Source organism: Allokutzneria oryzae, from assembly GCF_042429765.1.
GTDB lineage: Bacteria > Actinomycetota > Actinomycetes > Mycobacteriales > Pseudonocardiaceae > Allokutzneria > Allokutzneria oryzae.
In genome coordinates this window covers 513,632-524,591 of the sequence record NZ_JBHLZU010000027.1, presented here as the reverse complement: position 1 = coordinate 524,591, position 10,960 = coordinate 513,632, and the positions used below count along the sequence as shown (strand labels likewise).

Sequence of the window (10,960 nt, the reverse complement as noted above, 5' to 3'; positions counted from 1 at the left end):
GTTCCCCTCGGAGTGCTGCCCCGCCGGGGTGAGCGGACACGGACGGTGAGGCGGTCAGGAACCCGTCGGCGTCGCCGACCCCGGCCGGGAGGTGGAGCCGGTGGTGGAGCCCCTGGCGGGTGAGGTCGAGGCGCCCGGCGGGGGCGAGGACGGGGTCGGCGTCACCGACGGCTCCGGCGAGGTCGGACGCGGAACCGGGCGCCGGGTTGGCCTGGTCGCGGAGGTGCTCTTCGTGGTGTCCGTGGTCGCAGGCGGGGGCGTGGCGGACACGCACGGGACCGACGTCGCGGTCGGCGGGGGCGTGGTGCTGCCCGTCGGGCTGGTGGTGGTCGTGGGCCGCCGCCGGGTGCTGCTCACGGGCTCGCAGGGCGGCGGGGTGGCCGTGGGGGCAGGGGGTGCCGCGGTGGTCGTCGGCGCGGGCGCGGGCGCGGCGGCGGGCTTGAGCCGCTGGGTCAGCGGCGGCAGCGCGGGCAGCGGCGGGGTCGGCAGCGGGGACACGCCGAGGGAGTACGCCACGGCGAGGCCGAGCACCCGGCTGACGTAGGCGTTGGAGTGGTTGTACCGGAAGATCGCGGTCACCAGCTCCTCCGGTTTGCGCAGGTCGAGACCGCCGGAGCAGAGGTAGCGACCGGCGGAGAGCGCGGCGTCGTAGATGTTGTGCGGGTCGACCTTGCCGTCCCCGTTGCCGTCGGCCCCGTAGCGGGCCCAGGTGCGGGGGATGAACTGCATCGGGCCGACCGCGCGGTCCCACACGGGGTCGCCGTCGAGCCTGCCGCCGTCGGTGTCGGCGATCGCCGCCATGCCGGGCCCGCCGTCCAGCACCGGGCCGAGGATCGGCACCGGGGTGGTGCCGTTGACGTCGACCTGGCCGCGCGCGTGGTTGGACTCGACCTTGCCGATGCCCGCCAGGTAGGACCAGTGCAGTCCGCAGTCGGGCGTGCTCCTCGCCAGGGTCTGGTCGGCGCGGATGTAGGCGTCGAGCACGGGTCCGGCGATGCCCAGCGCCGCGTCCCGCACGGGGTCGTACGGCGCGTCCTCCCAGGGCGGCGACGCGGTGGCGGACTCGGTGAGGTCGGGGCCGTCGCGGAGCGCGTCGACGAGCTGCCGGCTGGCCTCGTCCGCCGTGGGCAGCCTGCCGGTGGCGCCGAGGTCGCCGATGGCCCGGACGAGGTCCCGGCCCAGCAGGGTGTGCGTCACGGACACGGCGCGCACCGGCTCGGTGCTGTGGTGAGTGCGGACGGAACCGAAGGCCAGCGGAACGAGAAGCGCCGTCATCGTGACCGAGAGCGCGACCCGGGCCCCCTTTCGGCCGGATGCGGTTCGCGTCCTGTCCAGATGGAGTGCGTACTGGCCCACAGCCACCCTTTCACTCGAAGGACCGCCACAACAACGGCAACCACGCCAGCATTCACGGCGTTGATGCATTTGTCGCGGTGAACCCCCGAAAAGGGGAACACGACAATTGTGGACCGGGAATTCAGCGGACCAGCGGCGGGAGCGCGGTGATCGGCGCGCCACCCGCGGAGAGGTCGATGACCGCGGGCTCCTGCCGCTCGCCCATCCGCGCCTGGACCCGGTGCAGCCTGCCGTCCCCGTCCACCCAGTACCGCAGCCGCGACGGCCCGCCCTGGGTCGCGGTGCTCGGCTTCGGCCCCTCGAAGACGTCCACCCGCCTGCCGCCCAGCTCCTCCGAACCCACCCATCGCGCCGAGCTCTGCTGGAGCAGCTGGGCGTTCTCCGGCCGGTCCGCGCCGAGGTTGAGCAGCATCCGCAGCACCCCGTCCAGCTCGGACCCGGTGGGCTGGATCGGGCGCAGCCGCCAGCCCTCGGCGGGCGGCGGGTCGATGGGCGCGGCGGAGCGGGTCCCGTTGAACGCCACCGCGGTCGCGCCCCACTGGAGCAGACCGGCGGAGGCGTCGTCGTCGCGTCCCTCGGTGCGCAGCGTGACGTAGCCGACGTGTTCGGCGACGTCGACACGGCCGTCGAGCACCAGCGCGCCGCCCGGCGCGGGCACCCGCGCGTGCACGCCGAGGACCTTCGACTCGTAAGCGGTGTAGCGGAACAGGGCCAGTCGCTCGGCCTCCACTGTGGACAGAGCGCGCGGCTCGGGCTCGCCACCGCAACCGGCGAGGACGACGGCGAGCACGAGGAGTCCCAGTGCCCGCTTCACGGTCGCACTCCGGCCCGGTCGGCGAGCAGGTCCAGCGGCGGCACGCCGTAGCCGCCGAGGTCCCCAGGCCCGGTGCCGGGGACGGGCGGCTCGGTCATGTTCGGCTGGCGCGGCGGTCGGGCCACTGCGCGGAAGGCGATTCCCCTCGGCGCGGCCATGCGCGGCATCGGCGCCCCCGCGCCGGAGAAGCACTCCGCGGGGCCGGGCCGGATCGTGGCGAGCTGGTTCTCCCGGACGCAGTTCGCGCTGCCGGGCGCGCGCGCCGACGCGGCGTAGACCAGGTCGAAGCCGTTGTCCTCCATGACGTTTCCGCTGATGGTGTTGCCGATCGGCGGCAGGTCCTCCGACGAGGAGAGCACGAGCCCGGCCGTGGGGTTGCCGACCACCCGGTTGTGCACGATCTGGTTGCGGATACCGCCGGAGATCCCGATGCCCAGCCCGAAGCCGCCGTCGGCCTGCGCCGGGCTCGCGGACTCGGCGTTGTGCCCGACGAGGTTGCCCATGATCGTGGCTTCCTGTTGCGGCACAAGGGCTTCCTGGTAGTCCGAGTTGGACGTCAATCCGACCCGGTTACCGACGAGCCGGTTGCCGAGCACGTACATCTCACCGGAGGCGTTGGTGCCCTCGTAGCCGACGGCGTTGCGCTCGGCCACGTTGCCGCGCACCACGATGTTGCACGGCTTGCACTGGCCGACGTAGATCCCGGAGTCGGCGCTGCCCGACGCGTAGCTCTGCTCGATCACGCCGTTGCGCGAGTTGAACGCGTAGATCCCGTACAGCGCGTTGTTGCTCGCGGTGACGTGCGAGACGTGGAAACCGTTGAGCGGCGGGAACTTCGCGGTGTCGAGCCGGGTGTAGCCGGTACTGCCGCGGGCGAGCCCACCCGCCTCGTCGGACATCCCGGTGACCAGCACGCCGTTGAGGGTGTGGTCGCGAACGGTGAGGTTCTGCACGGTGACGCCGGGCGCCGTCACCACCACGCCGTTGGCCCTGCGCACCTCGCCGTCGATGACCACGTCGTTGCGGTCGGTGCCGCGCAGGGTGACCTTCGGCGTGCGGATCAGCACGCTCTCCCGGTAGACGCCGGGCGAGACGAGCACCAGGCCGCCCTCGCGCACGGCGGTGACGGCGGCGGAGATGGTGGGGGCGTCGGCGGGGACGCGGACGACGGCCGCGGAGGCGGACGGCGCGCTCGAAGCGCTGGCGCACCCGGCGGCCACCAGCATCACGGTCGCGGCCACCAGCAGGGTACGCGGGGAAGGAGGCTGCACAGCGTCGGGAGCTTAGGCGCGGCCCCCGCCCCAAGCGCTCCACGCCACCGGTTCGAGGACACACCCCACTCATTCGAGCTACCGCCCCCACCCACCCCGGCCATTCGCGGGCTTATGGACCTCTCCAGAGCTCCGAAAGCGTCCATAAGCCCGCGAATGGCGGGTAGCGGGCTAGGAAGGGGGGACGGAGTTGGTGCGCACGATGGTGGAGAAGAGGTGGGCGGTGTCCTTCGGGGTGCGCTTCTGGGTCTCGAAGTCCACGTGCACCAGGCCGAAGCGCTGGCGGTAGCCGAAGGCCCACTCGAAGTTGTCCAGCAGCGACCACGCCAGGTAGCCCCGCACGTTCGCGCCCGCGCTCACCGCGGCGTGCACGGCGCGCAGGTGCTCGACGAGGTACTTGCGGCGGCCGACGTCGTGCACGCGGCCGTCCGCGGTCACCACGTCGTCGAAGGCCGAGCCGTTCTCGGTCACCAGCAGCGGCAGCTCCGGGGCCTGTTCGCTCAGCCACAGCAGCAGGTCCCGCAGCGCGGCGGGCTCCTGCTCCCAGCCGATGCCGGTCAGCGGCCCGCGCGGCGGCAGCATCTCCACCCCGCGCAGCCCCGGCAGGTGGCTGACGGTCTCGTGCGCCGGGTCCGCGGCCGGCTTGACCCGCGTCGGGCTGTAGTAGTTCACCCCGAGCCAGTCCAGCGGGGTGGAGATGACCTCCAGGTCACCGGGCCGCACCACGGCGTCCAGCGCGTCGAGGTGGGCGATGTCGGCGAGCACGTCCGCCGGGTACTCGCCGCGCACCACCGGGTCGAGGAACATCCGGTTCTGCAGCCCGTCCGCCCGGCGCTGCGCCTCGCGATGGGCCTCGTCGTCGTGGTCGATGCGCACCGGGGAGAAGTTGAGCACCAACGAGAACAGGTGGTCGGCGGACGCCTGCGCGCGCATCGCCTGGGTGGCCAGCCCGTGCCCGAGCAGCAGGTGGTGCAGCGCGCGCAGGGCCAGCACCGGGTCGGTGGCGCCGGGCGCGTGCACGCCGCTGAAGTAGCCGAGGTAGGCCGAGCAGAACGGCTCGTTGAGCGTGGTCCACTCGGTGACCCGGTCACCGAGGTGGGAGTGCACGACGGCGGCGTAGTCGGCGAAGCGCTCGGCCGTGTCGCGGACCGTCCAGCCGCCCTTGTCCTCCAGCGCCTGCGGCAGGTCCCAGTGGTAGAGCGTGGGAAGCGGCTGGATCCCCGCCTCCAGCAGCGAGTCGACAAGGCGGTCGTAGAAGCCGAGCCCGGCGCGGTTGACCGTGCTGGAGCCGGTCGGCTGCACGCGCGGCCACGCCACGGAGAACCGGTACGCGGGCAGCCCCAGCTCGCGCATCAGCGCGATGTCCTCGGGGTAGCGGTGGTAGTGGTCGCAGGCGACGTCGCCGGTGTCCCCGCCGAGCACCTTGCCAGGAGTGGTCGAAAAGGTGTCCCAGATGGACGGTCCTCGTCCGTCCACTGTGGACGCACCCTCGATCTGGTACGAGGAGGTGGCGCTGCCCCAGAGGAAGCCGGTGGGGAACCGTAAGGTCCCCTCGCCCGCCTCCCCGGCGGAGGCGTCCTCGCGGACCGGATCGGTCGTGGTCATCGTGATCCCCTCATCCCTTTACCGCGCCCTGCATGATCCCGCCGACCACCTGCCGCGCGAGCAGGAGGAACAGTGCGATGACCGGCAGCACCCCGAGCGAGGTGCCCGCCAGCATCAGCGAGTAGTCGGTGAAGTAGCCACTGGCCAAAGTGGACACCGCGACCTGGACGGTCGGGCTGTCGTTGGGGTCCAGCACGATCAGCGGCCAGAAGAAGTCGTTCCACGCGGTCATGAACGTCAGCATCGCCAGCACCGCGGCCTGCGGCCGGATCGCGGGCAGGCCGACGTGCCAGAAGGTGCCCAGCACCGAGCAGCCGTCCATCCGCGCCGCCTCGACCAGCTCCGGCGGCACGGACTCCTCGCACGCCTGGCGCATCAGGAACACGCCGAGCGCGCTGACCAGGGCCGGGAAGATCACGGCCTGCAGCTGCCCGTACCAGTCGAGCTCGGCCATCATCAGGTACAGCGGGATCACGCCGAGCTGCGTCGGCACCATGGCGGTGCCGACGACGACCAGGAACAGGGTGTTGCGGCCGCGGAAGCGCAGGCGCGCGAAGGCGAACCCGGCCAGCGAGGACAGCAGCACGTTGGACACCGTGACCGAGCCCGCGACGATCAGCGAGTTCTGGATGGCGCCCCAGAAGTCCACGGTGTCGAAGACCCGGGCGATGTTGGCGAACAGGTTGCCGCCCGGCACCAGCGGCGGGGTGGCCTCGCCGAGAGCCGAGTTGTCCTTGCTGGCGATGACGAAGGACCAGTAGAGCGGGAACGTCGAGGCCAGCAGGACCGCCGCGAGGGTCGCGTACACCCAGGCGCTGGGTCCTCGGCCCGCCCCGCGACGGCGGCGCCGGGCGGGCCGAGGGGCCGGGAGCGCTGTCATCACCATGGCTTCACGAGTCCTTCGCGACCGAGCGGCGGGTAATCATGAAGTTCGCCAGCGCGAACACCAGCACGATCACGAACAGCGTCCAGGCGATGGCCGAGGCGTATCCGGCGTCGAACACCCGGAAACCCTTCTCGTAGAGGTACATCGTCAGCGTCTGGTACTGCCGGTCGCTGCCGCCGACGCCCGCGACCCCCTTGGGGTCGAACAGCGCGGGCTCCACGAACAGCTGCATCCCGGCGATGGTCGAGACGACCACGGTGTAGAGGATCGTCGGCCGGATGCTCGGCACGGTGACCGACCAGAACGCCCGCCAGCGCGAGGCCCCGTCCAGCGCGGCCGCCTCGTACTGCTCGCGCGGAACCGACTGCATCGCGGCCAGGTACAGCAGCGCGTTGTAGCCGGTCCAGCGCCACATCACCATCGAGCTCACCGCGACGTGCGAGGAGAAGACCCCGGCCTGCCAGTCGATCCCGTCGATGCCGACCAGCCCGAGCAGCCAGTTCACCATGCCGAAGTCGCGGTCGAAGATCTGGGTGAACACCAGCGCGACCGCGACGACGGAGACCACGTTCGGCAGCAGGATTCCCGCGCGCCACAAGGTGTTCGCCCGCAGCCCCCGGTCCAGCAGCGCGGCCAGGCCGAGCGCGGCGAGCAGCTGCGGAACGGTGGAGAGCAGGAACAGGCTGACGGTGTTGAACAACGCGTTGTAGAACAACGGGTCCGACAGCAGCGCCGCGTAGTTGTCGAGCCCGACGAACCCCTGGTTGCCGTCCGCGAGCTGCCAGTCGTGCAGTGACACCCACGCGGTGTAGAGCAACGGGAACAGCCCGAACGCGCCGAACACCACGAAGAACGGGGCGACCAGCAGGTAGGGCGTGACCCGGATGTCCCACCGGTCCAGGAGTCCGCGCATCACTTCAGCTCAGCCCGGGACTGGCTCAGCGCCTGGGCGAGCGCGTCCTGCGGCTGCTGCTTGCCCTGCTCGACGCGCAGCAGCGCCTCCTGGAACTTGGGCCGCACCACCGAGTCCTGCGTGCCGCGGTAGTTCGGCTTCAGGCTCTCCGCCGAGGCGGCGAAGATCGTGCCGACCGGCGCGTCGGAGAAGTACGCGTTGCTCTTGCCCTGCACGGCCGCGTCCCGCAGCACCGACGGCTGGCTGGGCAGGTTGCCGGTCTTGTCGAAGATCTTCTTCTGCTGCTCCGGCGCGGTCAGCCACTTGGCGACCTCGGCGGCCTCCTTGATGTTCTTGCCCTGCTTGGGAACCATCAGGAACGAGCCACCCCAGTTGCCACCGCCGCCGGGCACCGAGGCCACGTCCCACTTGCCCTTGGCGCCGTCACCCGCGCCCTCGGCGATCTGCGCGAGCGCCCACGCGGGGCACACCTCGGTGGCGAAGGTGCCCTGCTTGAGCCCGACCGTCCACTGCTGGCTGAAGGGCTTCACGCCCGCGGTCCTGCCCTTCGCGGCGAGCCCTCCCGCGAGGTCGAACGCCGCGCGCACCTTCGGGTTGGTGTCGGCGATGTAGGAGTCGTCGGCCTTGGCGAAGAAGCCCTCCCCCGCCTGGTTGAGCATGGCGAGGAAGACCTGCTCGGCGGCGCTGACGAACTTCACCCCGGGCTTGTCCTGGGCGAAGCGGTCGGCGACCTTGGCGTAGTCCTCCCAGGTCGGCCAGAGCTTGCCCACCTCGGAGCGCTCGGTGGGCAGTCCCGCCTGGGCGAAGAGGTCCTTGCGGTAGCACACGGCGAGACTGCCGACGTCGGTGCCGACGCCGAGCACGAACTGGCCGTTGTCGGTGACGCCCTGGTTCCACTTCCAGTCCAGCCACTGGCCGGCGAGGTCCTTGGCGCCGTACTCGGCGAGGTTGACGAACTTGTCCTTGGAGGTGCGGAACTTCGGCAGCCAGCCCTCCTCGACGGCGACCACGTCGGCCGCGCCCTTGCCGCCCGCGAGCTGGGTGGCCAGCTGCGAGTGGTGCGCGTCGAACTCCAGCTTGCGGTTCTCCAGCTTGATGCCGGGATGCGCCTTCTCGTACTCCGCGAACAGGTCCTCGTAGCCGAAGTCGGCGAAGGTCGCGATGGTGATCTTGGTCTGCCCCGACGCCGCTCCACCACCGCACGCGGCGAGCCCGGCGCCGACCACCGCGGCCGTGCACGCGGCCACCGCCAACCGCACTGTCCTGTTGCGCATCCCGTCCTCCTTGACGTGCTCCACGGTCACCGTCCGCCGCCCACCGACACCGGTGCGAGAGCGCTCTCACGATGCAGTGATCCGCGTTACCCGTCAAGAGGCAACATGAAGCGAAACGGATTCGCTACCCGCCGTGCATCCGGAAGTCGTAGTCGATGGGCAGCGGCTCACCAGGGCATGCCCCAGCCCACAGCCGGTCCAGGCTGACCTCGCCTTCGCGCAGGTCGGGCACCTCGATACCGGAGCGCAGCAGCGCGGCGGCGTCCTCCCGCCGCCCGGCGTCGAGGGCGGCTCGGACCCGCAGCAACCGCAGCCGCCCCCGCGCCGCCACCTCGGGCCGCAGCGAGTCGAGCAGCGCGAGCGCGTCCGCCCCGGTTCGCGCGGCGGCCACGGCCTCCACCGCGAGCTGCCACACCCCCGGTGCCTCGGCCAGCGCCCGCGCCAACTGCTCCGGATCACCGCCGTTGACCAGCGCGAGCGCACGCCGGGCCCACGCGGAGCTGCTGTGCTCCAACGACCGCTCGTAGTGCCACCGCGCCTGGCCGAGCCGTCCGTCAGCGTGCGCGATCACGCCGAGGTGGTAGTGCGTCGCCCAGTTCGCGGGCGCGGCGGCCAGGCGTCTCTCCCACGCCGACCCGAGCACGTACGACTCCGGCGCGATCGCGGGATGCGACGCGTCGAGACAACCGTGCCGCAGCAGCTCCAGCCACGGCCGCTGCTCGGCACCGAGAGCCTCCGCCGGAAAGGCCACGCCGCTGACGTGTACGTCTTCGAGCGCGCCCCAGCCGCTGCCGGTCGCGAAGAGCTCCCCCAGCTGCTCGGTCAACGCCTCGTCGAACTCCCGCACTGCCTCGTCGAGCCGCCGAGGCGAACACATCGCGTCGATGGCCCGCTCGGTGTCCTCACCGTCGACCGGCCCGTATGCCTCCACCCACCGGATGCTCGACGCGGCGGCCAGGGGCACGTGCTCGTACTGCGTGCGCGCCAACCCTGCCTGGATCTCGCAGTAAGGGCCGCCGCCGAGCCACTCCTGCCAACGCCTTCCGCCGGCGGAGCTGCCCCAGCAGAACTGCTTGCGTCCCTTCAGCTCCGGGGTCGAGACCTGCCCGAGCCCACGGCCCCTCGCGTCAACGGCGGCGATCCACGGCCGCTCGACCTCGTAGAAGTAGTCCGCCGCCTCCGGTGACCGCGCGGGGAACGTCACGTCCTCAGTCACGTCCACTCTGGACAGATCACCCTCGTACGACGTTCGGAACGCCGTCGTGGCGGGAGCGAGAACGCGAAGATCGGGCGTCTCGCGCACAGCGGTGTTCGACCACCAGTACATCGGAGTGTCCTGAGTGGACGGGTTGTGCACCCGCACTCCGATGAACAGCGCGGCGGAGTCCTCCGGCAGCCACGCGTCGATGGAGAACACGACGCCGCGTACGCGCTCCCACTCCCACATCCGCAACCGGTCCTCGCCAACCCGCGCTGCGAACAACGGGGCACACGTGGTGGGGCTATGACCCCGCGTCCCGATGTTCCACTCGACCCCTCCGGCGAACCACGCGTTGCGCAGCGCCAAGTTGGCGGGCTGGAGCACGTCGGGCACGTGCAGCAGCTCCGCGTGAGTCGCCTTGTCCACAAGGGACCACAACCGCCCTCCCCACTGTGGCAGGAAAGTCGCGCACAGCCTGGAGTTCTCCAGCACGAGTGTGTCTACAGTGGACATCTGTGGAGTGCGACCGTACCCGTCCTGGGTCAAGTACGGCACCATGGTCCGCACCCGCCCGTACCGAATCCCCTCAGCGATGTCCTCGGACAACTCGGCGAGGTCGAACTCGTACGGCGCGTCCGGCAATCCGCCCAGCGGAGGCAAGGGGTTGAGCTCCCCCAACGGCGACACCGCGATGTCGAGCCGCCCGCGCCTGAGCACTACTTCACCGCCCCCACGGTCAACCCCTCGATGATGCGTCTGCCCAGCCACACGTACACGGCGAGCATCGGCAGCACCAGGATGCACACACCCGCGAGCAACGCTCCGTAGTCGGAGCCGGAGTACTGCTGCGTCTGGAGGAAACCGAGCAGCGACAACGACAACGTCTGCTTCTCGCTGTCCTGGACGAACACCAGGGCGATGAACGTCTCGTTCCACAAGCCGATCAGGTTGAGCAGCAACGCGGTCAACAAGCCGTTGCGCGCCAACGGAAGTACGATCTGCGCGAACGTACGGACCGGTCCGGCTCCGTCGATCTCCGCGGCTTCCTCCACCTCCTCCGGCAACGACCCGAAGAACCCGGTCAGCAGGAACACCGTGAACGGCAACGACAGCGCGACGTAGAGGACGAACAACCCGGTCAGGCTGTTCACCAACCCGACGTCCTGCATCAGCACGAACAACGGGATCACGATCACCTGGACCGGGATGCCGATCCCCAGCGCGAAGAACACCGCCATGGCGCCGGAGAGCCTGGTCCTGCTCTTCGCCAGCGCGTACGCGGCGGGCGCGGACACCGCGACCACGACGACGGACGCGGCGGCGACGAGCAGCACGGTGTTGAGCGCGGCCTGCCCGAAGTTGCTCTCCGACCACGCCCGCACGAAGTTCTCGACCTGCCCGAAGGTCTCCACACCCCACGGAGAGTCGAAGATCGCGGTGTGCTCCCGCAGCGCGGACACACCCATCCACAGCAACGCGCCGAGGTTGAACACCACCAGTGCCCACACCGCGACGGTCCCCACCCGCCGCACGGGCCCACTCTCAACCTTCACACCCACGCTCCAAGGCCATAAGCCGACGAATGGACGTGTTCGGAACCCCGGAGAGGTCCATAAGCCCGCGAATGGCCGGTCGGCGGG

The 10,960-nt window shown here is 70.9% G+C and carries 9 protein-coding genes; all 9 read right to left on the bottom strand.

Features of this window, described 5'->3' with window-relative positions:
• Window positions 1-54: 54 nt before the first annotated feature.
• The 9 genes from ACFFQA_RS32710 to ACFFQA_RS32670 all read right to left on the bottom strand — a co-directional run bounded on the left by ACFFQA_RS32710 (window position 55) and on the right by ACFFQA_RS32670 (window position 10,873).
• Window positions 55-1,275 carry a lytic transglycosylase domain-containing protein gene (locus ACFFQA_RS32710; RefSeq protein WP_377860679.1) on the bottom strand — a complete coding sequence of 407 codons (1,221 nt, stop codon included), beginning with the start codon at window positions 1,273-1,275 and terminating at the stop codon, window positions 55-57.
• Between the two features lie 202 nt (window positions 1,276-1,477).
• Entirely contained in the window at window positions 1,478-2,170 is a 693-nt protein-coding gene (locus tag ACFFQA_RS32705) for a hypothetical protein (RefSeq protein ID WP_377860677.1), read from the bottom strand.
• Window positions 2,167-3,411, bottom strand: coding sequence for a right-handed parallel beta-helix repeat-containing protein (locus ACFFQA_RS32700; protein ID WP_377860675.1), 1,245 nt, complete (start codon window positions 3,409-3,411; stop codon window positions 2,167-2,169). Before ACFFQA_RS32700 ends, ACFFQA_RS32705 begins: the two co-directional genes overlap by 4 nt.
• Window positions 3,412-3,612: 201 nt before the next feature.
• Complete coding sequence (locus ACFFQA_RS32695; RefSeq protein ID WP_377860673.1) at window positions 3,613-5,046, bottom strand: GH1 family beta-glucosidase; 1,434 nt, start codon at window positions 5,044-5,046, stop codon at window positions 3,613-3,615.
• 10 nt (window positions 5,047-5,056) lie between these two features.
• Window positions 5,057-5,926, bottom strand: coding sequence for a carbohydrate ABC transporter permease (locus ACFFQA_RS32690; RefSeq protein WP_377860871.1), 870 nt, complete (start codon window positions 5,924-5,926; stop codon window positions 5,057-5,059).
• A gap of 10 nt (window positions 5,927-5,936) precedes the next feature.
• A complete protein-coding gene (locus ACFFQA_RS32685; RefSeq protein ID WP_377860671.1) occupies window positions 5,937-6,845 on the bottom strand; it encodes a carbohydrate ABC transporter permease in 909 nt (302 codons plus the stop codon).
• On the bottom strand, window positions 6,845-8,119 hold the full coding sequence (locus tag ACFFQA_RS32680) for an extracellular solute-binding protein (protein ID WP_377860669.1): 1,275 nt from the start codon (window positions 8,117-8,119) through the stop codon (window positions 6,845-6,847). The genes ACFFQA_RS32685 and ACFFQA_RS32680 overlap by 1 nt, the downstream gene beginning before the upstream one ends.
• 124 nt (window positions 8,120-8,243) lie before the next feature.
• Window positions 8,244-10,037, bottom strand: coding sequence for a DUF5107 domain-containing protein (locus ACFFQA_RS32675; protein WP_377860667.1), 1,794 nt, complete (start codon window positions 10,035-10,037; stop codon window positions 8,244-8,246).
• The gene (locus ACFFQA_RS32670) at window positions 10,037-10,873 is read right to left on the bottom strand and encodes a carbohydrate ABC transporter permease (RefSeq protein WP_377860665.1); all 837 of its coding nucleotides are present in this window, start codon (window positions 10,871-10,873) and stop codon (window positions 10,037-10,039) included. The genes ACFFQA_RS32675 and ACFFQA_RS32670 overlap by 1 nt, the downstream gene beginning before the upstream one ends.
• Window positions 10,874-10,960 lie beyond the last annotated feature (87 nt).

Bases quoted from the DNA above. Each gene is read 5' to 3' on its own strand.
- ACFFQA_RS32710 (WP_377860679.1), bottom strand. From the start codon at position 1,275: ATGACGGCGCTTCTCGTTCCGCTGGCCTTCGGTTCCGTCCGCACTCAC.
- ACFFQA_RS32685 (WP_377860671.1), bottom strand. From the start codon at position 6,845: ATGCGCGGACTCCTGGACCGGTGGGACATCCGGGTCACGCCCTACCTG.
- ACFFQA_RS32690 (WP_377860871.1), bottom strand. From the start codon at position 5,926: ATGACAGCGCTCCCGGCCCCTCGGCCCGCCCGGCGCCGCCGTCGCGGG.
- ACFFQA_RS32695 (WP_377860673.1), bottom strand. From the start codon at position 5,046: ATGACCACGACCGATCCGGTCCGCGAGGACGCCTCCGCCGGGGAGGCG.
- ACFFQA_RS32680 (WP_377860669.1), bottom strand. From the start codon at position 8,119: ATGCGCAACAGGACAGTGCGGTTGGCGGTGGCCGCGTGCACGGCCGCG.